24 protein-coding genes are annotated in these 25,461 nt (G+C 70.0%); 9 read left to right on the plus strand and 15 right to left on the minus strand.

Going from position 1 to position 25,461, the window contains the following annotated elements; all coding sequences use genetic code 11:
* Positions 1-5: 5 nt before the first annotated feature.
* Entirely contained in the window at positions 6-554 is a 549-nt protein-coding gene (locus AB0O76_RS18020) for an acyl-CoA thioesterase (protein WP_266866227.1), read from the minus strand.
* Between the two features lie 129 nt (positions 555-683).
* Between AB0O76_RS18020 and AB0O76_RS18025 the strand changes: the two genes are divergently transcribed.
* Positions 684-2,021: an LCP family protein gene (locus AB0O76_RS18025; protein ID WP_365491676.1), complete on the plus strand. Its 1,338-nt coding sequence runs from the start codon at positions 684-686 to the stop codon at positions 2,019-2,021.
* Positions 2,022-2,206: 185 nt separating this feature from the next.
* On the plus strand, positions 2,207-3,442 hold the full coding sequence (locus AB0O76_RS18030) for a dipeptidase (protein ID WP_365491679.1): 1,236 nt from the start codon (positions 2,207-2,209) through the stop codon (positions 3,440-3,442).
* Here the strand turns inward: AB0O76_RS18030 and AB0O76_RS18035 are convergent.
* Both AB0O76_RS18035 and AB0O76_RS18040 read right to left on the minus strand, forming a co-directional pair.
* Positions 3,396-3,842, minus strand: a complete 447-nt coding sequence (locus AB0O76_RS18035; protein ID WP_365491682.1) for a VOC family protein — start codon at positions 3,840-3,842, stop codon at positions 3,396-3,398. The genes AB0O76_RS18030 and AB0O76_RS18035 overlap by 47 nt on opposite strands.
* 14 nt (positions 3,843-3,856) lie before the next feature.
* Complete coding sequence (locus AB0O76_RS18040; protein WP_365491685.1) at positions 3,857-4,225, minus strand: VOC family protein; 369 nt, start codon at positions 4,223-4,225, stop codon at positions 3,857-3,859.
* Between the two features lie 94 nt (positions 4,226-4,319).
* Between AB0O76_RS18040 and AB0O76_RS18045 the strand changes: the two genes are divergently transcribed.
* Positions 4,320-4,847, plus strand: coding sequence for a CGNR zinc finger domain-containing protein (locus AB0O76_RS18045; protein WP_365491688.1), 528 nt, complete (start codon positions 4,320-4,322; stop codon positions 4,845-4,847).
* Positions 4,848-4,965: 118 nt separating this feature from the next.
* Here the strand turns inward: AB0O76_RS18045 and AB0O76_RS18050 are convergent, their stop codons facing one another.
* Positions 4,966-6,309, minus strand: coding sequence for a UDP-glucose/GDP-mannose dehydrogenase family protein (locus AB0O76_RS18050; RefSeq protein WP_365491691.1), 1,344 nt, complete (start codon positions 6,307-6,309; stop codon positions 4,966-4,968).
* Between the two features lie 211 nt (positions 6,310-6,520).
* On the opposite strand from AB0O76_RS18050, the gene AB0O76_RS18055 reads away from it, so the two are divergent.
* The gene (locus tag AB0O76_RS18055) at positions 6,521-7,678 is read left to right on the plus strand and encodes an acyl-CoA dehydrogenase (protein ID WP_365491694.1); all 1,158 of its coding nucleotides are present in this window, start codon (positions 6,521-6,523) and stop codon (positions 7,676-7,678) included.
* A gap of 114 nt (positions 7,679-7,792) precedes the next feature.
* Positions 7,793-8,230, plus strand: coding sequence for a VOC family protein (locus tag AB0O76_RS18060; RefSeq protein WP_365491697.1), 438 nt, complete (start codon positions 7,793-7,795; stop codon positions 8,228-8,230).
* A 1,612-nt stretch (positions 8,231-9,842) separates the two neighbouring features.
* Here the strand turns inward: AB0O76_RS18060 and AB0O76_RS18065 are convergent.
* The 3 genes from AB0O76_RS18065 to AB0O76_RS18075 are packed head-to-tail and all read right to left on the minus strand — an operon-like array spanning position 9,843 to position 12,795.
* Positions 9,843-11,033 carry a dipeptidase gene (locus AB0O76_RS18065; protein WP_365491700.1) on the minus strand — a complete coding sequence of 397 codons (1,191 nt, stop codon included), beginning with the start codon at positions 11,031-11,033 and terminating at the stop codon, positions 9,843-9,845.
* 5 nt (positions 11,034-11,038) lie between these two features.
* Positions 11,039-11,584, minus strand: coding sequence for a 5-(carboxyamino)imidazole ribonucleotide mutase (gene purE, locus AB0O76_RS18070; RefSeq protein WP_365491703.1), 546 nt, complete (start codon positions 11,582-11,584; stop codon positions 11,039-11,041).
* Positions 11,581-12,795 carry a 5-(carboxyamino)imidazole ribonucleotide synthase gene (locus tag AB0O76_RS18075; protein WP_365492346.1) on the minus strand — a complete coding sequence of 405 codons (1,215 nt, stop codon included), beginning with the start codon at positions 12,793-12,795 and terminating at the stop codon, positions 11,581-11,583. Before AB0O76_RS18075 ends, purE begins: the two co-directional genes overlap by 4 nt.
* Positions 12,796-12,943: 148 nt before the next feature.
* Between AB0O76_RS18075 and AB0O76_RS18080 the strand changes: the two genes are divergently transcribed.
* The gene (locus tag AB0O76_RS18080) at positions 12,944-13,474 is read left to right on the plus strand and encodes a GtrA family protein (protein ID WP_365491705.1); all 531 of its coding nucleotides are present in this window, start codon (positions 12,944-12,946) and stop codon (positions 13,472-13,474) included.
* Here AB0O76_RS18080 and AB0O76_RS18085 read toward each other — a convergent pair.
* Entirely contained in the window at positions 13,471-14,742 is a 1,272-nt protein-coding gene (locus tag AB0O76_RS18085; RefSeq protein WP_365491708.1) for an ATP-binding protein, read from the minus strand. The genes AB0O76_RS18080 and AB0O76_RS18085 overlap by 4 nt on opposite strands.
* A 196-nt stretch (positions 14,743-14,938) precedes the next feature.
* Positions 14,939-15,616 (minus strand): response regulator transcription factor, encoded by a 678-nt coding sequence (locus AB0O76_RS18090; RefSeq protein ID WP_135332029.1) that lies wholly within the window; start codon positions 15,614-15,616, stop codon positions 14,939-14,941.
* Between the two features lie 344 nt (positions 15,617-15,960).
* Here AB0O76_RS18090 and AB0O76_RS18095 point away from each other — a divergent pair, with 344 nt between their 5' ends.
* On the plus strand, positions 15,961-17,487 hold the full coding sequence (locus AB0O76_RS18095; RefSeq protein ID WP_365491711.1) for an oligopeptide:H+ symporter: 1,527 nt from the start codon (positions 15,961-15,963) through the stop codon (positions 17,485-17,487).
* Positions 17,488-17,591: 104 nt separating this feature from the next.
* Entirely contained in the window at positions 17,592-18,422 is an 831-nt protein-coding gene (locus AB0O76_RS18100; RefSeq protein ID WP_365491714.1) for an alpha/beta hydrolase, read from the plus strand.
* Between the two features lie 139 nt (positions 18,423-18,561).
* Here AB0O76_RS18100 and AB0O76_RS18105 read toward each other — a convergent pair whose 3' ends face one another.
* From AB0O76_RS18105 to AB0O76_RS18130, 6 genes are all read right to left on the minus strand, one after another.
* Positions 18,562-19,887, minus strand: coding sequence for a hypothetical protein (locus AB0O76_RS18105; protein ID WP_365492349.1), 1,326 nt, complete (start codon positions 19,885-19,887; stop codon positions 18,562-18,564).
* Positions 19,887-21,032: a hypothetical protein gene (locus AB0O76_RS18110; protein WP_365491717.1), complete on the minus strand. Its 1,146-nt coding sequence runs from the start codon at positions 21,030-21,032 to the stop codon at positions 19,887-19,889. The genes AB0O76_RS18105 and AB0O76_RS18110 overlap by 1 nt, the downstream gene beginning before the upstream one ends.
* 32 nt (positions 21,033-21,064) lie before the next feature.
* Positions 21,065-22,036 (minus strand): hypothetical protein, encoded by a 972-nt coding sequence (locus AB0O76_RS18115; RefSeq protein WP_365491720.1) that lies wholly within the window; start codon positions 22,034-22,036, stop codon positions 21,065-21,067.
* 64 nt (positions 22,037-22,100) lie between these two features.
* The gene (locus AB0O76_RS18120) at positions 22,101-22,826 is read right to left on the minus strand and encodes an LPXTG cell wall anchor domain-containing protein (protein ID WP_365491723.1); all 726 of its coding nucleotides are present in this window, start codon (positions 22,824-22,826) and stop codon (positions 22,101-22,103) included.
* 207 nt (positions 22,827-23,033) lie between these two features.
* A complete protein-coding gene (locus tag AB0O76_RS18125; RefSeq protein ID WP_266866187.1) occupies positions 23,034-23,549 on the minus strand; it encodes an ATP-binding protein in 516 nt (171 codons plus the stop codon).
* A 252-nt stretch (positions 23,550-23,801) separates the two neighbouring features.
* Positions 23,802-24,170 carry an STAS domain-containing protein gene (locus AB0O76_RS18130; protein ID WP_360770700.1) on the minus strand — a complete coding sequence of 123 codons (369 nt, stop codon included), beginning with the start codon at positions 24,168-24,170 and terminating at the stop codon, positions 23,802-23,804.
* Positions 24,171-24,408: 238 nt separating this feature from the next.
* On the opposite strand from AB0O76_RS18130, the gene AB0O76_RS18135 reads away from it, so the two are divergent.
* The gene (locus AB0O76_RS18135; protein ID WP_365491726.1) at positions 24,409-25,383 is read left to right on the plus strand and encodes an RNA polymerase sigma factor SigF; all 975 of its coding nucleotides are present in this window, start codon (positions 24,409-24,411) and stop codon (positions 25,381-25,383) included.
* Positions 25,384-25,461: the final 78 nt, after the last annotated feature.

Here is a 25,461-nt window from a genome sequence, read left to right on the forward strand (position 1 = left end):
CCCGCTCAGTCGTCGAGACCCTCCGCGGCGCGGGACTGCCGCAGGTCCTTGATCGCCCGGCGCCGCGCAAGACGGTGCGTACGCCGGATCTGCGCTTCCTGATAGCGCCGCCGGTCCCGCTCGGTCTCCGGCAGGACGGGCGGCACCGTCCGCGGCTTGCCGTCCGCGTCGACGGCGGCGAACACCAGATACGCGGAGCCGACCTGCTGCGCGGGCGTCGACTCGTTCCACCGCTCGGCGAGCACCCGGACCCCCACCTCCATGGACGACCGCCCGGTCCAGTTCACCTGCGCCTTCACATGAACCAGGTCACCGACCCGGACCGGCTCGAGGAAGACCATCTCGTCCATGGACGCGGTGACGGCGGGCCCGCCCGAGTGCCGCCCGGCGACCGCCCCCGCCGCGTCGTCCACCAATTTCATGATCACGCCACCGTGCACCGTTCCGAGGAGGTTGGTGTCGTTGTGGGTCATGATGTGGCTGAGTGTCGTGCGGGACGCCGAAGTCGGCTTGCCCGGAATCTCCGATTCCGGTCCAGGGGCGAGGTCTGTCATGGGCTCCACCCTATGTCTGACGTATGTCCCGGACTCCCCGAGCCGCTTTGCATCAGCTCTGCAACAGCCCTGAACCGAAATCCCGCCCGCCCTGTATGGCGCGCCCCCTCAGACTGCACACTGGGCCACATGAGCGATTGGCCTGACGAGCAGGGCAACGGCCGGGGATACGGCCGTGGCAGCGGGAACGCGCAGCCCGACGGCGCCCGCGTGATGCGGCATGTCCAGCGCGGCGGCGGGGGCCGCCCGGGCCAGCAGTCCGGAGGGGTTCCGCAGCAGCCCGCGTACGACGACGGGTACGGCCAGCGGTACGGCGACGCCCGCGACGACATGTTCGAGCCCCGCGCGCCCCGCCAGGACGCCTACGACAACGGGTACGACAGCGGCTACAACACCGGTCAGGTCTACGGCTCCCCGAACGGAAACGGGAACGGCCGCGGTGACGACGGCTACGGCGGCGACGGAACCCGCGCGCCCCGCCCCGCCCCGAACTGGCGCCGGCGCATCAAGATCGGCTCGCTCACCCTCGTCGTCGTACTGCTCGCGGTCTCCATCGGCACGTACTTCTGGGCCGACTCCAAGCTCAAGCGCGAGGTCGACCTCTCCAAGGTCATCGAGCGCCCCGAGGGCGGCGACGGCACGAACTACCTGATCGTCGGCTCCGACAGCCGCGAGGGCATGTCCGACGAGGACAAGAAGAAGCTCCACACCGGCTCGGCCGAGGGCAAGCGCACGGACTCGATGATGATCCTGCACGTCGCGGACGACGGCGGGAACACGATGATCTCGCTGCCGCGCGACTCGAACGTGACGATCCCCTCCTTCAAGGGTGCCGAGTCCGGCAAGCTCTACCCGAACACCGGCCGCCAGACGAAGCTCAACGCGGCGTACGCGGAGGACGGGCCCGAACTCCTCGTCCGCACCGTCGAGTTCAACACCGGCCTGCGGATCGACCACTACGCCGAGATCGGCTTCGGCGGCTTCGCCAAGATCGTGGACGCGGTCGGCGGCGTCGAGATGGACATCCCCAAGGGTTTCAAGGACCCGAAGTCCGGCGCCGACTTCGAGGCGGGCAAGCAGACCCTCGACGGCCAGGAGGCCCTGGCCTTCGTCCGCACGCGTTACGCCCTGCCGGGCAGCGACCTGGACCGTACGAAGAACCAGCAGAAGTTCCTCGCGGCCCTCGCCAACCAGGCGGCGACCCCGGGCACGGTCATGAACCCCTTCAAGCTCTACCCCACGATGGGCGCGGGCCTGGACACGCTGGTCGTCGACAAGGACATGGGCCTGTTCGACGTGGCGTCCATGTTCTGGGCGATGAAGGGCGTCACGGGCGGCGACGGCAAGTCGATGAACATGCCGCTCGCGGGCTCCACCGGCGGCAACCTCCTGTGGGACAAGGCCAAGGTCAAGCAGATGGTCTCGGAGCTGAACAACGACGAGAAGGTGACGGTCTCGGGCGACTGAGCCTCGATCGGGCCTTTCAGGTATACGTGGAAGGGGCCCCGCCGGTGCATCGGCGGGGCCCCTTCGCGTACCGGCGGACTTGCTTGCACTCCGACTTGTACTCCGAACGCTTCGCCTGCCGCGAAGCCCCGGCTCCCGCGTGTCACGGTGGACTCAACTGCCACCCTGAAGTCCGGAGCAATGCCATGGCAGACCTGCAGGTCGAACTCAACGCCACCGCCGAGGCCGGAGTGCTGGATCAGCCCTCCACGGAGCCCTTCACTGAGCCCTCCGCGGAGCCCTTCACGGAGCCCTCCGCGGAGCTCTTCACGGAGCCCGCCCAACCCGCCATATCCGAGCCCGAAGCCGAGCCCGAAGCCGAGCCCGCGTCAGAGCTGGAAGCCGAGCCGGCGTCAGAACCGGAAGCCGAGCCCGCGTCAGACCCTGACCCCCTGCCGGACCCGCTCCTGCGTGCCCACGCGCTGCTCGCCGCCCACCCCGTCGCCGACGGCTACAGCGGACTGCCCTGGGCACTGCGCGAACTGCCCTGGTGCGACCTGGAGCTCGGCGAAAGCGGGGTGGAGGCCGATGTTCCCCGACTGCGGGCGGGCGGTGTCGGGGCGCAGTTCTGGTCCGCGCACGTCCCGGAGAACCTCAGCAGTGACCGCGCCCTGGGCGTGACCCTCGAACAGCTCGACTTCATCAAGCACGTCGTCGACGACCACCCCGAAGGACTGCGGCTCGCCCGCACCGCGTCCGAGGCGGTCGACGCCCGCTACTGCGGCCGCATCGCCACCCTGATCGGCCCGGCGCGCGCCGCGGCGATCGGCGACTCACTGGCCACGCTGCGGGCGCTGCACGACCTCGGGCTGTGCTCGCTGACGCTGTCCGGCACGTCATGGGCAGGGCCCGACGGCCTGAGCCCGTTCGGCGATGAGGTCGTCCGCGAGCTGAACCGGCTCGGGGTGCTCCCCGAACTCTCCGGAGCGTCGGAGGCCACGGTGCGCCGGGTGCTCACCCTCTCCCGGGCGCCGGCGCTCTTCGTACGCTCCGGGGCCCTGGCCCTGCGCGAGGCCCCCGGGAACCTCTCCGACGGTCTGCTGACCGCGCTCGGCAAGGCCAAGGCCCTGTGCCTGGTGCCGCTGGCGGCCGAGCAGACGGGTTCCTCGATACGAGAGGTCGCGGACCACCTCGATCACGTACGCCGTCTCGCGGGGCCGGAGTGCGTCGGCCTCTCGGGCATGTACGACACGCTGGCCGCGCACCCCGATGGCCTGGCCGACGTCTCGGGCTATCCGTATCTCGTCGCCGAGCTCATCGAGCGCGGCTGGCCGGATGCGGAGCTCGCGATGCTGACCTGGGGCAACGTCCAACGGGCGCTGCGCAGCGCGGACTTCACCGCGCGGGCGGCTCGGGAGCGGCGCCGCCAGACCTCTGGCTGACGCCTTCGCTCTCGCTGATCCGGCAGAGGCAGAAGGGATGCCCTGCCGGATCGGCGTAGACACGGAAGTCGCGTTCGCCGCCGTCGTCGTTCACGTCGAGCGGCTTCGCGCCGATGGCGAGTACGCGCTCCTGGGCGCGCTCGATGTCCTGGAGGGTCGGGCCCGCGTCGAAGTCCAGGTGCAACTGCTGGGAGTTGGTCTCGGCGCGGGGCCAGTCGGGCGGGCGGTGACCGGCCACCCGCTGGAAGCAGATGCGGAGCCCGTCGGGGGTGCGGAGAGCGACCCAGTCCGCGTCGTCGTCCGTGATGGCTCCGTCGAGCAAGTGCCCGTAGAACTCGGCGAGTTGGCGGGGGTCCGGGCAGTCGAGCACGATGCTGCGCATGCGGGCGATGGGAGCCATCGTTCCGTTCCCTCTCAGCAGGCGCAGAGGCAGAAGGGGTGCCCGGCGGGGTCGGCGTACACGCGGAAGCTGCGGGTGCGGTCCTCCGCGTCGAGCACGGTGGCGCCGAGCGCGAGCACCTGCTTCTCGACCGCGTCCAGCTCCGCGGCTTCCACGGTGAGGTCCAGATGGAACTGCTGCGAGCGGTCGGCCGACGGCCACTGCGGCGGGACGTGGCCGGGGGCCTCCTGGAAGGCGAGGGGCGTCCCGTCGTGGCCTTCGAGGTCCACCCAGCCTTCGCCGTCGTCCTTGGGCGTGCCGCCGAGGACGGCGGCGTAGAAGCCGGCGAGGGCGAGGGGGTCGGGACAGTCGAGTACGACGACGCCGAGTTTGGCGAGGGGCATGAGTCTCTCCCGGTTCGAGTGCCGAGTTACCCTTACAGGCTCTCATCAGGTAACGGTTACTCCATACTCCCGCACTGGAGGTAACGTCGCAAGCATGAATGACAGAGCACCCGCTCCCGGCGGTCTCACGCTGGTCCAGGCGCTGGTGAACACACTGGACCTGGAGTCGGGCGCGGACGCGCTGGACACGGCGGAGGGGCGGGCCCCCTTCGGGCTCGCCGCGGGGGCGGAGACGGCGGCGGCGCGGGAGCTGCGGGAGTCCCTGCGGGTGGCGTGCCTGGCCCATGCGGGGCACGGGCCGCATGCGTCCGTGCCGCCGCTCTCCCAACTCCTCGCGGAGGCGCCGCTGTTGGTGACGGTGTCGGTCGAGGACGGCTCGGCGTCACTGACCCCCGCGGAGCCGTCCGCCCTCGCATCGCGGGTGGCCGCGGCCATCGCGGAGGCGGTCGCCGCGGGGACGTGGGGGCGCCTCAAGGCGTGCGAGGCGGCGGACTGCCACTGGGCGTACTACGACCGCAGCCCGGCCGGGCGGAGCCGGTGGTGTGACATGGGGGTGTGCGGGGCTCGGGCGAAGATGCGGGCGTATAGGGCGCGGAAGGCTCCGCCAAGGGGTGCGGGGTAGCGTGGCTCGGTAAATCACCGGCTTCGCCGAGTTCGTCCTCAATCGCCGGACAGGCTGAATACTTCGTCGGCCGGGCTGGAAAATTCCAGCCCGGCCGACGACGTCTTACAGGGAATCCTCAGGCCGCCGGGCGACCCATCGCCCGGTACGTCCAGCCGGCCGCGCGCCACACCAGCGGGTCCAGCGCGTTACGACCGTCCAGGATGACCCGCGCCGACGCGACCTCGCCCAGCGACTCCGCGTCCAGCTCACGGAACTCGCGCCACTCCGTCAGGTGGAGCACCACATCCGCGCCGCGCACCGCGTCCACCGCGGTCTCCGCGTACCCGAGCGTCGGGAAGAGACGACGGGCGTTCGCCATGCCCTTGGGGTCGTACACCGTGACCTGACCGCCCTGAAGGTGGATCTGCCCGGCGACATTCAGTGCGGGCGAGTCACGGACATCGTCCGAGTCGGGCTTGAAGGTGGCGCCGAGGACGGCGACCCGCTTGCCCAGGAAGGACCCGCCCCCCAAGGCCTCGCGCGTCATCTCCACCATCTGCCCGCGCCGCCGCATGTTGATGGAGTCGATCTCACGGAGGAAGGTCAGGGCCTGGTCCGCGCCCAGCTCCCCTGCCCGCGCCATGAACGCCCGGATGTCCTTCGGCAGGCAGCCGCCGCCGAAGCCGATCCCGGCCCGCAGGAACTTCTTGCCGATCCGGTCGTCGTACCCGAGCGCCTCCGCCAGCTTCACCACGTCCCCGCCCGCGGCCTCGCACACCTCGGCCATGGCGTTGATGAAGGAGATCTTCGTGGCGAGGAAGGAGTTGGCGGAGGTCTTCACGAGCTCGGCGGTCGGGAAGTCCGTCACGACGAAGGGCGAGCCCTCGCCGACAGGACCCGCGTACACCTCGCGAAGCAGCTTCTCCGCGTGCGCGCTGCGTACGCCGACCACGATGCGGTCCGGGTGCAGCGTGTCCTGCACGGCGAGGCCCTCCCGCAGGAACTCCGGGTTCCAGGCCAGCTCGGCGTCCGCGCCCACCGGCGCGGCGGCGGACAGCTCGCGCGCGAGCCGGTCCGCGGAGCCGACCGGCACGGTCGACTTGCCGACGACCAGCGCGGGCCGCGTCAGATGCGGGGCGAGCTGCGCGAAGGCGCTGTCCACGTAGCTCATGTCACAGGCGTACTCGCCGTGCTTCTGCGGAGTGTTCACGCAGACGAAGTGGACGTCGCCGAAGTCCGCGACCTCGGCCCAGTCCATGGTGAAACGCAGCCGCCCGCTCGATCCCTCGATCCCGGCGACGTGCTTGCGCAGCAGCTCCTCCAGACCGGGCTCGTACATCGGGACCTCGCCCCGCTGCAGCATTTCGATCTTCTCGGGCACGACATCGAGCCCGAGCACCTCGAAGCCGAGCTCGGCCATGGCCGCGGCGTGCGTGGCGCCGAGATAGCCGGTGCCGATCACGGTGATCTTGAGGGCCATGCGGTGCTCCAGGGGTCTACGGCCGTCAGTGCGCTGCCCGAGCATAGTCGGGCGTCCGACGGGGCACGTTCCCGCCATTGCCACCCACTCGCCACCCGCCTGCCGCCCTTTTACTGCCCCCTGTCAGAAAGCTCACGTATCCGTCCCGTGAGCCGACCACTAAAATTTGGGTTACTTAACGGTAATTAGCGTCCTTGGAGCGTGAGAGACCTTGGCCGGATCGGCTGATTTCGACCTGTACCGCCCGTCCGAGGAGCACGACATGCTCCGCGACGCGATCCGTTCGCTGTCCGAGGCGAAGATCGCCCCGTTCGCCGCGGCCGTCGACGAGGAGGCCCGCTTCCCGCAGGAGGCGCTCGACGCCCTCGTCGCGAACGACCTGCACGCGGTGCACGTACCGGAGAGCTTCGGCGGCGCCGGTGCCGACGCGCTCGCCACGGTCATCGTGATCGAGGAGGTGGCGCGCGTCTGCGCCTCGTCCTCCCTCATCCCCGCAGTGAACAAGCTGGGCTCCCTCCCCGTGATCCTCTCCGGCTCCGAGGAGCTGAAGAAGAAGTACATGACGCCGCTCGCCAAGGGCGAGGGCATGTTCTCGTACTGCCTCTCCGAGCCCGACGCGGGTTCGGACGCGGCCGGCATGAAGACGAAGGCGGTCCGTGACGGGGACGACTGGATCCTCAACGGCGTGAAGCGCTGGATCACCAACGCGGGCGTCTCCGAGTACTACACGGTCATGGCCGTGACCGACCCGACCAAGCGCTCGAAGGGCATCTCCGCCTTCGTCGTCGAGAAGTCGGACGAGGGTGTCTCGTTCGGCGCCCCGGAGAAGAAGCTCGGCATCAAGGGTTCGCCGACCCGCGAGGTCTACTTCGACAACGTTCGCATCCCCGCCGACCGCATGATCGGCGAGGAGGGCACGGGCTTCGCCACGGCGATGAAGACCCTGGACCACACCCGCATCACCATCGCGGCCCAGGCACTCGGCATCGCCCAGGGCGCGCTCGACTACGCCAAGGGGTACGTCAAGGAGCGCAAGCAGTTCGGCAAGCCGATCGCGGACTTCCAGGGCATCCAGTTCATGCTCGCGGACATGGCCATGAAGATCGAGGCGGCCCGTCAGCTGACGTACGCGGCGGCGGCGAAGTCGGAGCGCGGAGACGCGGACCTCACGTTCCAGGGCGCGGCGGCCAAGTGCTTCGCTTCCGATGTCGCCATGGAGGTCACGACGGACGCCGTCCAGCTGCTCGGCGGCTACGGCTACACCCGTGACTACCCGGTCGAGCGGATGATGCGCGACGCGAAGATCACGCAGATTTATGAGGGCACGAACCAGGTCCAGCGGATCGTGATGGCCCGCAACCTCCCCTAGCGCCTGCGCTCTCACCGGCACGCCCAGTCGCCCCCGCCCCCTGTCACCAGGGGGCGGGGGCGATTGCCGTACCCGGCAGGCGACTTGGCAACCACGCGCCACTATGGTGGACCGGTGACGACGACGATCAAGCAGCTCCAAATCACCTTCGACTGCGCGGAACCTGAGCGCGTCGCTCGTTTCTGGTGCGAGGTGTTGGGGTACGTCGTACCGCCGCCACCGGCGGGGTTTGCCACGTGGGACGCTTTCGATCGCTCGCTGCCACCCGAGAGTCAGGGTTCGGCGTTCGCCTGCATCGACCCCTCGGGTGTGGGCCCGCGACTGTTCTTCCAGCGCGTCCCCGAGGGCAAGGTCGTCAAGAATCGGCTGCATCTCGATGTGCGGGTCGGCACCGGGCTCGTGGGCGAAGAGCGCCTGGCCGCGCTTGAGGCCGAGTGCGCACGACTGATCCCGCTCGGCGCGGTACGCGTACAACTACTGCGTGCCGATGGAGTCAACGAGTCGTGCCTCGTGATGCAGGACATCGAGGGCAACGAGTTCTGTCTCGACTGAGACCTCGGGCGGGCTGGAGGGGTTCGGGAATCGGGAAGGCGCGTGGCGCACCCCGTGCGCCCCCCCTTGTGCCAGAACACAACTCTCCCAAAGTAGGTCCCCCACCCCCCCCCATCCGTGACACGTGAAGGCCAGCCCGGAAGATCCGGTCGCCAGACGCTTGACGAGACCGGCACCCATCCCCGAACCGGCCGCGCACCCTCCAGCGATGCGGCGCGCTGCTCCGAACTAGTCCGCACCCGGCGGACAAGCCGGATGACCCGCCGGGTGGTCCCCGTGAGCCCCGCTTCCAGGGCCGCCCGGTCAATTCGCTCCTCGCGGTGGAGGGACGGGTGTCAAGGGTGAAGCGAAGCGCAATCGGCGAAGCCGACGCGCAGCGCAGCGGAGCGCCCTTTACACCCGCCCCGGAACCGCCAAACTCCGGCCAACCGGGCGGCCCCGGCAACAATCAAAGCCACAGCCCCAACAAGCCCCCCCCCACTACAGCTTGACCAACCCACCACCACCGCACCCCAGTTGACCCGAACCACGGGGCGGAACGTCCGGCGTGGGAGACGGGTGAGCCACAGCACTGGGCGATCATGCGTGGCCTACCGGGCCGGCTGCACGGCCGGGGGCCCTGCATCGGGGCCGAGGCAGACCACCACGCCAGGCCGCACCCATCAGCACGCGGGGCGGGCCAAGGGCTACCCCAAGCCCCGGGCGGGGGCGGGCGGGTGGGAGAAAGGCGAGCCGGAGCACGGGACGGTCACGCGTCGACCACCGAGGGGCCGCACGGCCGGGAACCCGGGGCGGTAGCCCCGCATCAGGCCCAGGCAGACCGCCGCACCAGGCGGCACCTATCAGCACGCGGGACGGAGCCAAAGGCTGCCCCAAGCCCCAGGCGGGGGCGGGTGGGTGGGAGAAAGGCGAGGCGCAGCACGGTGCGATCATGCGTTGACTGCTAGGCCCGGCCGCACGGCCAGGCGCTCGGGGCGGTAGCCCCGCATAGGGACTGGGCAGGGCCACGACACCGGGCGGCACCCATCAGCACCCGGGGCGGGGCCAAGGGCTGCCCCAAGCCCGGGCGGGGGCGGGCGGGTGGGAGAGAAAGGCAAGGCGCAGCACGGGGCGCTCAGAAGAGGAGCGAGGCGGGGCACGGGGCCGTTACGCGTCGGCTCCCGGGCCAGCTGCACGGCCGGGAACCCGGGGCGATAGCCCCGCATAGGGACCGGGCAGGGCCGCGACACCGGGCGGCACCCGTCAGCACCCGGGGCAGAACCGAGGCCCGCCCCAAGCCCCGGGCAGGGGCGGGCGGGTGGGAGAGAAAGGCGAGGCGCAGCACGGGGCGGTCAGAAGAGGAGTGAGGTGGAGCACGGGGCGGTCAGACGAGGAGTGAGGTGGAGCACGGGGCCGTTGTGCGTCGGCTGCCGGGCCCCAGCTGCACGGCCGGGGGCTACAGCGCGATAGCCCCGCATCAGGCCCAGGCAGACCGCCGCCGCGCCAGGCGGCGCCAATCGGCACCCCGGGGCAGGGCCCAGGGCCTGCCCGCAGCCCCTGCCCCGCAGGGAAGGCGCCTCGGGGCCCGACCCGGAGCTGCGGGGCGGGCCCAGGCGCGTGTCCATGGAAGGGATCAGTCGTCCAGCTGCTCCAGCGTCGCCACCGACGGGCCCCGGCGGGACTGAACGTCCCGCGCCACATCCTCCGCGGCGCCAAGGACCCGCACCGCGTTCCCCCACGTCAGCTTCGCGAGGTCGCCCCGCGACCAGCCGCGGTCGAGGAGCTCCGCGATCAGGTTCGGATAGCCCGCGACGTCGTCGAGGCCGTCCGGCGTGAACGCCGTGCCGTCGTAGTCGCCGCCGATGCCGATGTGGTCGACGCCCGCCGCCTCACGCATGTGGTCGAGGTGGTCGGCGACCGTGGCGACGGTCGCAAGCGGACGCGGAGTCGACTCCTCGAAGGCCGCGTGGACCTTCATCGCCTCCGGCGTCGTGTCCAGGTGGTGGAAGCCGTGCGCCCGCATGTTCTCGTCGGCCGCCGCCGTCCAGTCCACCGCCGCCTGGAGGACGAACTTCGGGACGAACGTCGCCATGGCCACGCCGCCGTTCGCCGACAGGCCCTCCAGGACGTCGTCCGGGATGTTGCGCGGGTGGTCGCACACCGCCCGCGCAGACGAGTGGGAGAAGATCACCGGCGCCACCGACGTGTCCAGGGCTGCCCGCATCGTCGTCGCCGCCACGTGGGAGAGGTCCACCAGCATGCCGGTGCGGTTCATCTCCCTGACCACCTCGTGGCCGAAGGGCGAGAGGCCTCCCACGCCCGGTTCGTCCGTCGCCGAGTCCGCCCACGCGATGTTGTCGTTGTGGGTCAGCGTCATGTAGCGGACGCCCAGGGTGTGCAACGCCCGCAGCGTGGCCAGGGAGTTGTTGATCGAGTGGCCGCCCTCCGCTCCCATCAGGGATGCGATACGGCCCTCGGCTCGGGCACTCTCCATTTCCGCCGCCGTCAAGGCGCGGGCCAGGTCCGAGGGGTAGCGGGTGAGCAACTGGGCTACGCAGTCGATCTGTTCGAGTGTCGCGCTGACCGCCGCGTCGCCCGCCATGTCCGTACGGACGTACACCGACCAGAACTGCGCGCCGACACCGCCCGCCCGCAGACGGGCGATGTCCGTGTGCAGACTGCCCGTCTGGTCGGACGCGATGTCGAGGCGGTCGATGTCGTAACCCGCCTTCTCGCGCAGCGCCCAGGGCAGGTCGTTGTGGCCGTCGACCACCGGGAACTCGGCGAGGAGGGAATGGGCTTCGGCAAGAGAGGGGGAAGTCATGCCCCTCACTTTCCCGAAGCGAAGCCGAAACCGGAACCCGCGCCCTCGACCTTTGCCCGAAGCCGCTTCCCCTTCTCCGTGGCCTGCTCGTTCAGCTCCTGCTGGAACTCCCGCATACGGGCGAGGAGTTCGGGGTCGTGCGCCGCGAGGATGCGCGCCGCGAGCAGCCCCGCGTTGCGCGCGCCGCCGACCGAGACCGTCGCCACGGGGACGCCCGCCGGCATCTGCACGATGGAGAGCAAGGAGTCCATGCCGTCCAAGTACTTCAACGAAACCGGCACGCCGATCACCGGCAGCGGGGTCACCGAGGCCAGCATGCCCGGCAGGTGTGCCGCGCCGCCCGCGCCCGCGATGATCGCCTTGAGGCCGCGGTCGGCCGCTTCCTCGCCGTACGCGACCATCTCGCGCGGCATGCGGTGCGCGGAGACGACGTCGACCTCGTAGGGGATCTCGAACTCGTCGAGCGCCTTGGCCGCCGCCTCCATGACGGGCCAGTCGGAGTCCGAGCCCATGACGATGCCGACTACGGGGGACACAGGAGACGTGCTCATTCGGTGATGGTTCCTCTGAGATAGCCGGCTGCGTGACGGGCGCGCTCCAGCACGTCGTCCAGGTCGTCGCCGTAGGTGTTGACGTGGCCGACCTTGCGTCCGGGCTTCACGTCCTTGCCATACATGTGGATCTTCAGCTGCGGGTCGCGCGCCATGCAGTGCAGGTACGCCTGGTACATGTCCGGGTAGTCGCCGCCCAGGACATTGGCCATGACCGTCCACTTCGCGCGCGGGCGCGGGTCGCCGAGGGGCAGGTCGAGCACCGCGCGGACGTGGTTGGCGAACTGGGAGGTGATCGCGCCGTCCTGCGTCCAGTGGCCCGAGTTGTGCGGGCGCATCGCCAGTTCGTTGACCAGGATGCGGCCGTCTGTCGTCTCGAAGAGCTCGACCGCCAGGTGGCCGACCACGCCGAGGTCCTTGGCGACGCGCAGTGCCAGCTCCTCCGCCTGCAGGGCGAGGGCGGCGTCGAGGCCGGGCGCCGGGGCGATCACCGTGTCGCAGACGCCGTCGACCTGCTGCGACTCGACGACGGGGTAGGCCACGGCCTGGCCGTGCGGCGAGCGCACGACGTTCGCCGCGAGCTCGCGTACGAAGTCGACCTTCTCCTCGGCGAGGACGGGCACACCGGCCCGGAAGGGGACTTCGGCGTCCTCGGCGGAACGTACGAACCACACCCCCTTCCCGTCATAGCCGCCACGCACCGTCTTGAGGATCACAGGGAAGCCGTCGCCGCCGTCCAGGGCGCCCTCGGCCGCGAAGGCCGCCACGTCGGCGGGATCCTTCACGATCCGATGGCGTGGACACGGCACGCCGATCTCCATGAGCTTCGCGCGCATCACGCCCTTGTCCTGGGCGTGCATCAGCGCATCGGGCCCCGGACGGATAGGGATGCCGTCCGCCTCCAGGGTCCGTAGGTGCTCGGTGGGTACGTGTTCGTGATCGAAAGTGATCACGTCGCAGCCCCTCGCGAAGTCACGCAGCGTGTCGAGGTCGCGATAGTCGCCGATGACGACATCGCTGACGACCTGCGCCGCGGAATCCTGAGGGGTGTCACTGAGGAGCTTGAATCTGAGGCCGAGGGGGATGCCCGCCTCGTGGGTCATGCGGGCGAGCTGACCGCCGCCGACCATGCCGACTACCGGGAACGTCACACCCCCAGGGTATCGGCCTGTATCGGCCACCGGAGAACGGCCGGATTCCGCGCCCCCCACGGCCTCTCGCGTCACAGAGCCGCCACAGTGTGGAGGCGTCCGCGCGCGGCGGACGGGGGTCGCTGGTTAGCATGGCTTGGTTGACGCGACCGAATCACCACATCGTCGACACGACCAATACGAATCGACGGGGGTTGGGGCGACCACCATGACGGAACGTGGCGCACTACGGGTGCGGCTGGATCGGCTCGCGCGCGAAGTCGTCAAGTTCGGGGCCGTGGGAGCGGTCGGGACGGTGGTGAACTTCGGCGTCTTCAACTTCGTACGCCATGTCTCCGACCTGCAGGTCGTGCGCGCGAGCGTGATCGCCACGATCGTCGCGATCGCCGTGAACTACGTCGGTTTCCGTTACTTCACGTACAAGGACCGTGACAAGAGCGGCAGGACGAAGGAGCTCACGCTCTTCCTGCTGTTCAGCGTCGTCGGCCTGGTGATCGAGAACGGCGTGCTCTACGCGGCGACGTACGGCTTCGGCTGGGACGGCCGCCTGGAGTCCAACCTCTTCAAGTTCCTCGGCATCGGCATCGCCACCTGCTTCCGCTTCTGGTCGTACCGCACGTGGGTGTTCAAGACGCTGCCCGCGCGGGAGGCCGTCGCCCATGCGGAATCGTTCCTGGAAGACGCGGAGCCACGGCCCTCGAAGCCCGAGGCCCGGCGTACCGTGCAGCGGACCCCCTAACGGACCGTGTCCTCTCTGTCGCGCTTGTGCGGCGGCGTACGCGAGAGGAACAGGCCGAACACCGGCGGCTTCGTCTGCAGCATCTCCAGGCGGCCGCCGTCCGCCTCGGCCAGATCGCGCGCCACGGCGAGGCCGATACCCGTCGAATTGTGGCCGCTGATGGTGCGCTCGAAGATCCGCGCGCCGAGGTCTGCGGGGACTCCGGGGCCGTTGTCCGTGACCTCGACGACCGTCTGGGTGCCGGTGACGCGGGTACGCAGGGCGACGGTGCCGCCGCCGTGCATGAGCGAGTTCTCGATCAGCGCGGCGAGGACCTGGGCGACCGCGCCGGGCGTGCCCACGGCCTGCAGATGCCGCTTGCCGGAGCTGACGATGGCGCGGCCCGCGCTGCGGTAGGCCGGGCGCCACTCCTCCAGCTGCTGCTTGATGACCTCGTCCAGGTCGAAGGAGACGGCCGAACCGGTGCGCGGGTCACGGGAGTTGGTGAGCAGCCGCTCCACCACGTCGGTGAGCCGCTCGACCTGCGCAAGCGCGATCGTCGCCTCCTCCTTCACCGTGTCCAGGTCGTCGGTGACGGTGATCTCCTCCAGGCGCATGGAGAGTGCCGTCAGCGGCGTACGCAGCTGGTGCGAGGCGTCGGCGGCGAGGCGGCGCTCGGCGGTCAGCATGCGGGCGATCCGCTCGGCGCTGCCGTCCAGTACGTCCGCGACGCGGTCGAGCTCCGGCACCCCGTACCGCTTGTGGCGCGGCCTCGGGTCGCCCGAGCCGAGGCGCTCGGCGGTCTCGGCGAGGTCGGTGAGCGGGGATGCCAGGCGGTTGGCCTGGCGCACGGCGAGGAGTACGGCGGCGACGATCGCGAGGAGCGCGACGGCGCCGATGATCAGGAGCGTGCGGCCGACCTCCTCGGTGACCGCGGTGCGGGGCTCCTCGACGGTGACCTTCTCGCCCTCCTCGCCGTCCGCGGTGGCCTGGATGACGTCGCCGTCGGGGCGGCTGCCGATCTCGATGGGGGCGCGGCCGGGGATCTCGATGAGGGCGTAGCGGTCGGTGTCGACCGCGGCCACGTCACGCAGGATCCCGGCGGTGATCCGCTCGTCGCTGATGAGCCTGCTGTCGACGATCCCGGCGAGGCGGACGGCCTCGGAGGTCACTCGCTCCTGAGCGCTGCTGCTGATGGTCCTCGTCTCTACGACGACGAGGCTCACCCCGAAGACTGCGATCACTACGAGGACGACGGCGAGGGTGGAGTTGATCAGACGGCGGCGCATTTACCCAGTGTCGCGGATCAGGGATCCGGGTCGGGCCCCGTCAGGGGCGCGGGGCTGTGACACATGCGGCTCCGCCGCGCGGGCGCGACAAGCCCCCACCGGCCCGCAGACGCGTCTGCCTCTGGGAGTTCTACGGCGGGTGCGGGTGCCTTGTGGTTGCTCGCGCAGTTCCCCGCGCCCCTTCGGGGCGCTCAGCTCAGCTCTTCTCGAAGCGGAAGCCGACCCCGCGCACCGTCGCGATGTACCGGGGGTTCGCCGCATCGTCGCCCAGCTTCTTGCGCAGCCAGGAAATGTGCATGTCCAGGGTCTTGGTGGACGACCACCACGTCGTGTCCCAGACCTCGCGCATCAGCTGGTCGCGGGTGACCACCCGGCCCGCGTCGCGGACCAGGACCCGCAGCAGGTCGAACTCCTTGGCCGTGAGCTGGAGCTCCTCCTCGCCCATCCAGGCGCGGTGCGACTCGACGTCGATCCGCACGCCGTGCGTGGCCGGCGGCTGCTGCGGCTCGGCGGCACCGCGCCGGAGCAGGGCCCGGACCCGGGCGAGCAGTTCGGCGAGGCGGAAGGGCTTGGTCACGTAGTCGTCGGCGCCCGCGTCCAGGCCCACCACGGTGTCCACCTCGTCGGCCCGGGCGGTCAGGATCAGGATCGGCGCCGTGTGCCCCTCGGCGCGCAGGCGGCGGGCCACCTCCAGGCCGTCCATGCCGGGCAGCCCCAGGTCGAGTACGACGAGGTCGACGGCGCCCTGCAGACCTGCGTCGAGGGCGGTCGGGCCGTCCTCGCGGACTTCGACCTCGTAACCCTCCCTGCGCAGGGCGCGGGCCAGCGGCTCCGAGATGGACGCGTCGTCCTCGGCGAGCAGTACACGGGTCATGGGGTGATGGTAGTCCGCGACGGACGACCGCCGTGGGGTGATCGACAGCTGATCGCATGCTTACGGTGGCAGCCTGCGGGTATGGGGTGCGATCCTGAGGATCACCTTTAAATCAGGGCTGTTGGTTCCGTCGTAACCTGTGATCCATCTCTCAAGTCCTTCCATATGCCGCCTTGACATGGCGTATGGTGACCCAACGCCTGATGCACTACCCAAGGACCTTTGGCCCGCTGTGCGCGCCTTGGGTCTCTTTTATGTGCGGGTTGGCTCAAGCCGTGCCGACCGCCCCCCACCGGGCGCGCACACGCTCCTGCCGCGCGTCCCGAACCCACGAGGATCGACCCATGGCGTCCAGCCTGACGAAGGACTCGGCCAGCACCCCTGGCTCTGAGAAGACCTTCTTCGGCCACCCCCGCGGACTGGCCACACTCTTCATGACCGAGATGTGGGAGCGTTTCTCCTACTACGGCATGCGCGCTCTGCTCGTGCTCTACCTGGTCTCCGGCGGCGCCGACGCGGCCACCGGCAGCCAGGGCGGCGGCCTTGCGTACACCGCAGCGACCGCCACCGCCATCTACTCCGTCTACGTGGCCATGGTCTATCTCATGGCCATGCCCGGAGGCTGGATCGGCGACCGCATCTGGGGCGCCCGCAAGACCGTCGCCATCGCGAGCCTCGTGATCGTCGCCGGTCATGTGTGCCTGGCCCTGCCGAGCTCGGCGATGTTCTTCGTCGGTCTGGCCCTGGTCGCGGTCGGCTCGGGTCTGCTGAAGGCCAACATCTCGACGATGGTCGGCCAGCTCTACAGCGACCCGAAGGACCTCCGCCGCGACGGTGGCTTCACCATCTTCTACATGGGCATCAACCTCGGTGCCTTTGCCGCGCCCTTCGCCATCGGCATTCTCGGCGAGAAGGTCAACTGGCACCTGGGCTTCGGCCTGGCCGCGGTCGGCATGGCGCTCGGCGCGATCCAGTTCATGGTCGGCTCCCGCCACCTGTCCGCGGAGAGCAACAAGGTCCCGAACCCGCTGTCCGCCGAAGAGAAGCGCGGCGTCATCGTCAAGACGCTGGCCGCCGTCGCCGTGATCGCGGCGTTCTACGCCGTCGTGGCCTTCACCGACGTCTACCGGCTCACCCTCAACTGGGCGCTGCTCCCGATCACCGTGGCCGGTCTGCTGATCCCGGTCGCGGTACTGGTCAAGATCAAGCGGGACAAGGACCTCAACGCCGAAGAGCAGACCAAGATGACGGCGTTCATCTGGTTCTTCGTGGCCGCCGCGATCTTCTGGATGATCTTCGACCAGGGCGCGTCGACGCTGTCCCTCTTCGGTGACTCCAGCACCTCCCGGGACATCTTCGGCTGGGAGATGCCGAACACCCTGTTCCAGTCGCTGAACCCGGGCTTCATCATGCTGCTCGCCCCGGTCTTCGCCGCCCTCTGGATCAAGATGGCCCGCAGCAACCGCGAGCCCAGCACCATCGTGAAGTTCTCCTTCGCCCTGGTGGTGGCCGGCGCCTCGTTCTTCGTGTTCCTCGTCCCGATGGGTATGGCCACCGGCGACACGAAGGTCACCATGTGGTGGCTGGTGCTGATCTTCCTGATGCACACGGTCGCCGAGCTGTGCCTGTCCCCGGTGGGCCTGTCGCTGACCACGAAGATGGCGCCCGCGAAGTACGCCTCCCAGATGATGGGCGTCTTCTTCCTCGCCGTCACCGCGGGTGACAGTGTGACCGGCATGCTCGCCATCGCCGGGGTCGACCTCAACGGCCGGGGCATGGTCGCCCTGGAGGCCGCGGCCGCGGTGCTCGCCGGCTTCGCGGTCTACACGGCCCGCAACAAGGTCAGGGCGCTCATGGGCGACGTGCGCTGACCCGCAAAGACCCACGCTCGAACTGAGGGCCGCCGCACCACCCGGTGCGGCGGCCTTTGGCGTTTTTGCGAGTGCGGGGCCGCAGGGCGGTGGAGCATCTGGCCATGCGTCGTACGTTGCCGACCCTCGCCCTCTGTGCGGCGTTGCTGTCGTCCAGTGCCTCCGTCGAGGCCTCCGCTCCGACCGCGCCGCCCGGCCAGACCTTCTCGTACGGGGAACACGCCCGCCAGAACGTCACCGTGTACGGCGAAGGGGGCGGCCCCGCCCTGATGATCCTGCACGGCGGCTCCTGGGTGCGGGACACCGACTGGAGCGGGTGGGCGCGGTGGTTCGCGGCGCGCGGATTCACCGTCTACGACACCGACTACCGGCTCGCCACCGATGCCGCATGGCCCGCGCAGCGCGACGACGTGCTCGCGGCGCTGCGGTGGGTGGAGCTGCGGTCGGGCGAGCGGCCGCTGGTGCTCGGATCGTCCGCGGGCGGGCATCTCGCCCTGAGTGCCGGGGCGTACGGGGCCGGCGGCACACGGGTCCGCGGCGTCGTGGCGCTCTCCCCCGTCGCCTCGCCCTACCTCGCCTGGGCGGACGGCGGGCGCCCCACCGCCTCGTCCGCACAGCGCGGCCTTCGGCGGTCGGCCCAACTGCTCGCGGGGTGCTCGCCGGACCGGGGCGGGCAGCGGTGCTGGAACCGGTGGGGAGACCTCGCCGCGAAGTCCCACGCCTCGGGCGCGGACGATGCCCCGATGCTGCTCGTCCACTCGGCGGAGGACTTCGTGCCGGTCGCGCACTCGACGGAACTCGCGGGTACGCAGCAGGAGTTGGGGATGAGGGACGCCACCGTGTGCGTCGAGCCGGGGGCGGCGCACGGGGGCGTACTACTGAAGGATCCGCGGCTCACGCAGGCCGTACTGCGGTGGCTGCGGCAGCACTCTTAAGGGGCGCCGGGGGCGCGGGGCTCTGACATGTGCGGCTCCGCCGCGAAGGGGGTCCCCCCTGTTCGAGCGAAGCCGAGAACTTGGGGGAGCGACCAGCCACAACGGACCCGCAGCAAAAGTCCCCACGCCCCGAGGCGCGTCAGCGCAGGCCGCCCCTCCGCCTGGGCAGGAACGTAAACACCGCACCGCCCAACAGAATCACCGTGCCGGCAACCAGACCCAGGGCCCGCAGCGCACCATTGTCATCGGCGCCGGTCTCGGCAAGGTCACCCCCGCCGGAGGACGAACCCCCGGCGGAGCCACCCGCGGAGCCACCCGCAGTCGAGCCACCGGCAGATCCGGACCCGCCAGAGGCCCCGCCAGGCTGTGCGGCGGTGTCGATCTCCAGGGAGACCTCCGTCTTGGCCGGGGTGCAGGTCGTCGTCGTACCGAGTGCCTCGACCGTCAGGACGCCCGGCGACAGCGTCGACTTGCCGTCGGCGCCCGGCTTGTAAGTGCCCGTCAGGTCAGGGATGTTGATCGGTTCGCCGGACTTGATGGGCTCCTTGTTGGTGGGGCCCTCGACGTGCACCGTGCCCTTGTCCGCGCCGCCCAGCCTGACCTCCATCGACGGCTTCACCGAGTCCGCGGGGATGTCGGCGGGGCTGTCCATGACGGACTTCTTGAACTGCACGGTCAGGCCGTAGTTGCCGCCGTCCTTCTTGGCGTCGATCTGGACGGGGGACGTCGCTTCCTTGTCGCCGATGGGCGTCTTGCACTTGTACGGGACCTGGACTTCCTTGCCGGTGAAGTCGGTCTCGCCGCCGCCTCCTCCGGTGGAGCCGCCGGTGTCGCCACCCGACGAACCACCCGTCCCGCCGGTGTCGCCACCGGTCGAGCCACCTGACGTACTGCCGCCGGAACTACCGCCGCCCTCAGTCACCTTGATGGTCGCGGCCGCCTTCACCTGCTCCTTCGGCGTGCACTTGGTGTCGGTCGACATCGGCTTGCTGACGTTGATGTTGTACGCGTCCGGGGTGAGCGTGACGTCGCCCGCCTTGGTCAGTTTCAGCTTGCCCTTCATGTCGGACAGGACCATCGGGCTGTTCTTCTTGATCGGCGGATTGACCCGCTCGCCCGCCACCGCCAGGTCTGCGGTCTGACTGGTCTGACCGCCGGCCACCTTGACGGTGCCGGTCGGCTTCACCGTGTCCTTCTCCAGATCGATGATGTCCGGGTTCTTGGACGCGGCCTGCGTCGTCTTCCATACGACCTCGACCTCGTCGCCCACCTTCGCGGTGGCCGGCGCGGTGACCTCCACCTTCGTGGTGCCCTGCACCGGCGGCAGACCCGAGATCGCCGGCGGGATGCACTCCGTCTTGTACGCCACCTCTGCCGCCTGGGCGGGGCCCGCCGCAAACAGGATGCCCGCCCCGCCAAGGAGGAGCGAGACCGAGGCCGCGCCCGCTCTCCGTCGTTTGCTGATCACGTGTTTCCCTTCGTTGATTCCGGCGGATTCGCCGTCGGGCTGTTCTCTGACGGTGCGGAGAGCTGGCCGGCGGGTGCGGTGCCGCCGGGGTCGGTGTCAGGCGTGAACCACGGGAGGGTGCTCGTGTGCGTGCCGGGTTCCTCCGTGACGGTCGGCTTCGTACGCTGCTTGCGCGCCGCCTGGTCAGCCGCGACCGCCCCCTGAGGCAGCCGCAACTTCGGTAGCCGGTCGGTGAGTTCGGCGAGCCTGCCGGTGCGGTGACGTCCCGCGACGCGGGTGCGCGCGCCGCCGCGGCGACGCGGGCGGAGCCTGTCCACCACCGCCATGCCGATGCGGAAGACGGCGGCCGGTACGACGACACAGAGCAGGATCCAGAAGAGGGTGACGCCCCAGGGGCGGCCGACGCCCCAGGGCTGCTCGGCGAGGACCTTGCCGCCGAACTTCAGGGAGACCAGGTAGTTGCCGTGCGCCCCCGCCGACAGCTCGACCGGCAGTTTGATCTGCGCCTTCTTGCCGGGGGCTATGGTGCCGCGCCACTGCTGCTCCTCCCACTGCGGGGCGAACACGCCGTGGGAGGTGCCCACTTGGAAGATCGGGTCCTTGACGGGGGCGGAGCCGACGTTGCCCACCGTGAAGACGAACTTGCGGGACGGCGGGGCGCCGAACCAGGTCAGTACGCCACTTGAGCCTTCCAGGCGGGTGTCGGTGAGGACGGAGAGCCTGCCGCCGCCCTGCTGCTTGGGCAGGGCTTCCACCGGGTGGCCCGCGACCTTGAAGGGGGCGTCCGCCTGGGCCTTCTCCCCCGTGACGGTCGCCACGTGGACCACGCAGGGGCAAGGCTCCGGCGGCTCCGCCACGGGGAGCTTCTTGGTGAAGGTGCCGTCGCTCTTGGTGGTGACGGCCAGGCCTTCCGCGTTGGCGCAGGAGTTCGTGCCGCCGGGGACGCCTCTGGCCGGGGTGGCCTGGCCGCAGATGAGGATCATCAGGAGGGCGTTGGGCCGCCAGGCCTTGCCCTTGACGGTGATGTCGCCGCCTTTGCCCGCCTGGGTCTTGGAGAGGGTGACGGTCGGCTTCTCGGCGGCTGTGGCCGGGGCCGCCGCCGGGAACACCAGGAACGCCAGTGCCGCAAGGGCGGCGGCCACGGCTGTGCACCTCTTCCGGTTGCCGTTCACAGTTACTCGTCCCTTCCCGTGCCCGCTGACGTCAACTCCCGCTCCCTGCCGCCCTGTTCGATCTCATCCGGCGGCGGGTCGTCCGGCACCCCCCGGCGTCTGCGTACGTACCAGAAGCCCGCCCCCGCCAGGCTCACCAAGCCCACCCCGATCCCCGCCACCGCACCCCACGGCACAAAGCGGGCCGAGGTTCTCGCGGTGTCGCGGGCCCCGCCCGATGCCGTCACCTTGAGGGTCACCTCGGCGGAGTCGAGGGACGGGGCGTCCTTCCACGGTTCCGTCAGGGTGACCCTGCGGCCGGGGAGAAGTTCGATCGGGAGAGGGCGGGCGGGGCGGTCCAGGAGGGTGCCGAAGACGCCCTCGGCGTGGACCGCAAGCTTCGGGGCCAGGACGGTGTTGCCGCGGTTGACGACGTCGTACGAGATGCGCTCGCCCTCGACCTTCACGTGCTCCACCGTCAGCGCGGACAACGTGGGGCCGCTGACCCGCAGATGCACCCGCACCCCCGCGTCACGCCCGCCGCCGCGCGCGACGATCGCGCCGGGGTGGTCGCCCGGTATCGCGCCCTCGGGGACGCGCACGCTGAACGGCACCTCGGCGCGGGTGCGCGGCGGCACCTTCACCTTGCGCTGGGCGAAGGTGATCCAGGAGCCGGTGTCGGTGGGCCTCCCCCGGTCCAGGGAGAAGGCGCCGCCCCGCGTGTTGTCCGCGTCCGCACCGGTCAGCTCGATCGTGCGCGGCTTCGACCCCGGATTGGTGACCGTCACCGTGTCCTCAAGGACGGAACCGGGCGTGCCCTCCACATAGAAGTAGGGCCGCCCGTCCTTCGCGGGCCGCGTCCCGCCTCCGGCGGATGGCGCGACGGACCACGCTCCGGACTCGTCGGCGTACACGGGAGTCGCCACGGCCGCGCCCGTCACCAGTAGGGCCACGGCCAGGGGGAGAGCGCGGGCAACGGACAGCAGCGACGGCATCGGCGGCTCCTGGATCTTCGTACGCGTCGTTACGCGTCGTACGCGGTGGCGGGGATCAGGCCTCCTACCGCGAACGCGCCGCCTGGTTCCTGCGGGTCAGCCACAGCGCACCGGCCGCGCCCGCGAGCAGCACCGTGCCGCCGAGGGTGCCGAGCGCGATCGCGGAGTCCGCGGGTCCGGTCTGCGGGAGTTCGTCGCCGCCGGAGGGAGCGCTCGCCGAGCCGCCGGAACCGGCGTCGCCGGAGCCGCCCGTCGTGCCGCCCTCGTCGCCGCCGCCCGAGCCCTTGACGTCCAGGGAGAGCGAGGGCTTGGGGCTGTTCGACGGGGTGCACGTCGTCGTCGTACCGAGTGCCTTGATGGTCAGGACACCCGCGGTGAAGGTGACCTTGCCGCTCTTCTTCGGCGTGTACGTCCCGGTCAGGTCGCTGATCTTGATGGGGGTGTTGGCGGGGATCGCCTTGTCGTTGGGCGCCCCGGACACCGGGACGGTGCCGCTCTCCGCGCCGCCCAGCTTGATCAGCGCGCTCGGCTTCATCGCGCCCTTGCCGAGTTCGACGGGGCTGGAAGAGACGCCCTTCTGGAAGGACATGGTGAGTTTGTAGCCGCTGCCGCTCTTGACGCTCTTGATGTCGATCGGCGAGACCGCGCCCTTGTTCCCGATGGGCGTCTTGCACTGGTAGTTGACGTCCTGGACCTCGGCCTGCGCGGCGGGGGCGGCCATCAGCACCGCCGAGCCACCGGCCAGAGCCGTGGCGAGCGCGAGTGCGGCCGTTCGTTTCTGGTGAGACACCTCAGGTTCCCCTCATGCCGGTCGTGGCGTGCCGCGGGGTGCGGATTTACTGACGGCACATCAGATTGGGCGCTCAAGGTACGCCCGGGGCCTTGCCGAGGGAAGACAAAGAACGCGCCGGATCCGTAGTGATCCGGCGCGTGAACGAACCGTGGGTAACCCAAGGGGGAACTGAGCGGACGCCATGAAGGGCGAGCCGAGCGGGCATTACACCGGCGCGCTCAGCTCCGCCCACACCGTCTTGCCGGAGACACCGGGGGTCCTGACGACTCCCCAGTCCAGACAGAGCCGCTGCACTATGAACATCCCGTGCCCGCCGGGCCGCCCCGCGCGGTGCGGCGTGCGCGGCGCCGGCTGGCCCGCGCCGCGGTCGGAGACCTCTATCCGCAGCACCTTGGCGTCGGAGGAGAGCCACAGCTCGTCCGGACCCTCGGCGTGCAGACACGCGTTGGTCACCAGCTCGGAGACGACGAGGAGGACATCCTCCGCGGCCGCACGCTGGTCGGCGCCCGCCGCGGGCAGCCAGCCCCACGCCTGCAGGGCCTGGCGTGCGAAGTCCCGGGCGAGCGGGACGATGCCGCTCGCGCCGTTCAGGCTCAGCCTGCGGACCTGGCGGCCCTGACCGACCGCAGCCGCGGAGGCCGGGCCCTCGGGAGCGTCCGCGACGGCGGCCTCCGACTCCGGGCCGCGGTCGCCCGGCGAGTAAGGCCGGGTGGTGCTCATCAGCGCTTCACCTCACCGACAAGGGGACTCTGGACAAATAACTGGACAAGATTGATTTAGAGACTTCTGACGCGACTTCCGACGGGACTCCTGACCGGGCTGCTGCTGACGGATCCAGGGTGTCTCCTGCCCGGCCGAACCGTGAGAACACCCACTTATTCGCTGCGGCCCGTGTGACGCTGGTAACGCGACGATCACGCAGAGACAACTGGCGCGTAACTCTTGGGTACGTTCCGTGAGCCGGGCGCCGGTTCAGAGGGTGAGCGCCGCTTCTAGCGTCTCGTGGACGGTGAAGACCGCATCGGCCCCGGTGATCTCGAAGACCCGGGCCACCACCGGCTGCATCCCCGCCAAATGGACTCCGCCTCCCGCGGCCTCGGCTTTGAGCCGGGCTCCGAGGAGCACATTGAGCCCCGTGGAGTCCATGAACTCCAACCTCGAACAATCAATGACCAGGCGCGAGAAGCCGTCGTCGAGGCAGCTCTCGAGTGGCTCACGCAACAAATCGGCGGTGTGGTGATCCAACTCACCCGCCGGAGTCACGACGGCACTCGGGCCCTCTCCTCGCACTTCGACCAGAAGTCGGCCCCGATGCGCGCTGCCGACCGTCCCGCGGTCCATTCCGTCACTCACTTCCGACCGTCGTGGCTGTTGATGACGCCCTCGAACATTACCGCCCTCTGTACGCCTCGGGTACCCGAACATCCCCCTGAATTCGGACATTTCGCCGCAGAACGCACTTGCGACCGGGCTGTGGAAGCGGGTAGGGGTAGAAGGGACAGCAATCAACACGGACGGCTTTGGAGGCGCCGCACACCGCAGTGCACGTATTGGCATCGGCAGCCATATGCCGAGAACGATGGAGGACACCATGTCACCCCGGCTCGACGAATCGCATACTGACCAAGCGACGTCGACACTCCCGCCGAACCGCATCGAGACAGCGATCCCGGGCCCCCGCACGGACGGCACTCCGGAAGTGTCTCCGGCCCCGCAGGCCGTGACAGAGGCGGAAGCCCTGGAGCACGGGCTCGCCGATCTGCCCGAGATCCCGCCGTACGACGAGGTGGGGCCGCTGGATGCGAGGGCTCTGTCCAAGACGCTCTTCGAACGCCTCGAGTCGCTCGAGGAAGGCACGCACGAATACGCGTACGTCCGCAACACGCTGGTCGAACTCAACCTCGCCCTGGTGAAGTTCGCCGCCTCCCGGTTCCGCTCCCGCAGCGAGCCGATGGAGGACATCATCCAGGTCGGCACCATCGGCCTGATCAAGGCGATCGACCGCTTCGAGCTCAGCCGCGGCGTCGAATTCCCCACCTTCGCCATGCCGACCATCGTCGGTGAGATCAAGCGCTTCTTCCGCGACACGAGTTGGTCGGTGCGCGTGCCGCGCCGCCTTCAGGAACTCCGACTGGACCTCGCCAAGGCGGGCGACGAACTCGCCCAGCAGTTCGATCGCGCCCCCACGGTGGGCGAGCTCGCCGAGCGCCTGGGCATCTCCAACGACGAGGTCGTGGAGGGCATGGCCGCCTCCAACGCGTACACGGCAAGCTCGCTGGACGCCCAGCCCGAGGAGGACGACTCCGAGGGTGCGCTGGCGGACCGCATCGGTTACGAGGACCACGGGCTCGAAGGCATCGAGTACGTCGAGTCGTTGAAGCCGCTGATCGCCGAACTGCCGCCGCGTGACCGGAAGATCCTGTCGCTCCGCTTCGTCGCGAACATGACGCAGTCGGAGATAGGCGATGAGCTCGGCATCTCCCAGATGCACGTGTCGCGGTTGCTGTCACGCACGCTGGTCAAGCTCCGCAAGGGGCTGACGGTCGAGGAGTGAGGTACCGCTCCGCTCGGTGTCCGCACGATCACTCCCACCCACCCACCCGTTTACGCCGCAGTGCGGCGTAAACGGGTG

This window comes from Streptomyces sp. NPDC086554, assembly GCF_040686095.1.
In the GTDB taxonomy this organism is placed as follows: domain Bacteria; phylum Actinomycetota; class Actinomycetes; order Streptomycetales; family Streptomycetaceae; genus Streptomyces.

Excerpts from the sequence above, each read along its gene's own strand:
- AB0O76_RS18085 (WP_365491708.1), bottom strand. The coding sequence starts at position 14,742 with ATGCGCCGCCGTCTGATCAACTCCACCCTCGCCGTCGTCCTCGTAGTG.
- AB0O76_RS18020 (WP_266866227.1), bottom strand. The coding sequence starts at position 554 with ATGACAGACCTCGCCCCTGGACCGGAATCGGAGATTCCGGGCAAGCCG.
- AB0O76_RS18035 (WP_365491682.1), bottom strand. The coding sequence starts at position 3,842 with ATGGCTCCCATCGCCCGCATGCGCAGCATCGTGCTCGACTGCCCGGAC.
- AB0O76_RS18080 (WP_365491705.1), top strand. The coding sequence starts at position 12,944 with ATGACGGAACGTGGCGCACTACGGGTGCGGCTGGATCGGCTCGCGCGC.
- AB0O76_RS18030 (WP_365491679.1), top strand. The coding sequence starts at position 2,207 with ATGGCAGACCTGCAGGTCGAACTCAACGCCACCGCCGAGGCCGGAGTG.
- AB0O76_RS18065 (WP_365491700.1), bottom strand. The coding sequence starts at position 11,033 with ATGACTTCCCCCTCTCTTGCCGAAGCCCATTCCCTCCTCGCCGAGTTC.
- AB0O76_RS18050 (WP_365491691.1), bottom strand. The coding sequence starts at position 6,309 with ATGGCCCTCAAGATCACCGTGATCGGCACCGGCTATCTCGGCGCCACG.
- purE (WP_365491703.1), bottom strand. The coding sequence starts at position 11,584 with ATGAGCACGTCTCCTGTGTCCCCCGTAGTCGGCATCGTCATGGGCTCG.
- AB0O76_RS18040 (WP_365491685.1), bottom strand. The coding sequence starts at position 4,225 with ATGCCCCTCGCCAAACTCGGCGTCGTCGTACTCGACTGTCCCGACCCC.
- AB0O76_RS18100 (WP_365491714.1), top strand. The coding sequence starts at position 17,592 with ATGCGTCGTACGTTGCCGACCCTCGCCCTCTGTGCGGCGTTGCTGTCG.
- AB0O76_RS18090 (WP_135332029.1), bottom strand. The coding sequence starts at position 15,616 with ATGACCCGTGTACTGCTCGCCGAGGACGACGCGTCCATCTCGGAGCCG.
- AB0O76_RS18115 (WP_365491720.1), bottom strand. The coding sequence starts at position 22,036 with ATGCCGTCGCTGCTGTCCGTTGCCCGCGCTCTCCCCCTGGCCGTGGCC.
- AB0O76_RS18130 (WP_360770700.1), bottom strand. The coding sequence starts at position 24,170 with ATGGACCGCGGGACGGTCGGCAGCGCGCATCGGGGCCGACTTCTGGTC.
- AB0O76_RS18025 (WP_365491676.1), top strand. The coding sequence starts at position 684 with ATGAGCGATTGGCCTGACGAGCAGGGCAACGGCCGGGGATACGGCCGT.
- AB0O76_RS18045 (WP_365491688.1), top strand. The coding sequence starts at position 4,320 with ATGAATGACAGAGCACCCGCTCCCGGCGGTCTCACGCTGGTCCAGGCG.
- AB0O76_RS18095 (WP_365491711.1), top strand. The coding sequence starts at position 15,961 with ATGGCGTCCAGCCTGACGAAGGACTCGGCCAGCACCCCTGGCTCTGAG.
- AB0O76_RS18135 (WP_365491726.1), top strand. The coding sequence starts at position 24,409 with ATGGAGGACACCATGTCACCCCGGCTCGACGAATCGCATACTGACCAA.
- AB0O76_RS18125 (WP_266866187.1), bottom strand. The coding sequence starts at position 23,549 with ATGAGCACCACCCGGCCTTACTCGCCGGGCGACCGCGGCCCGGAGTCG.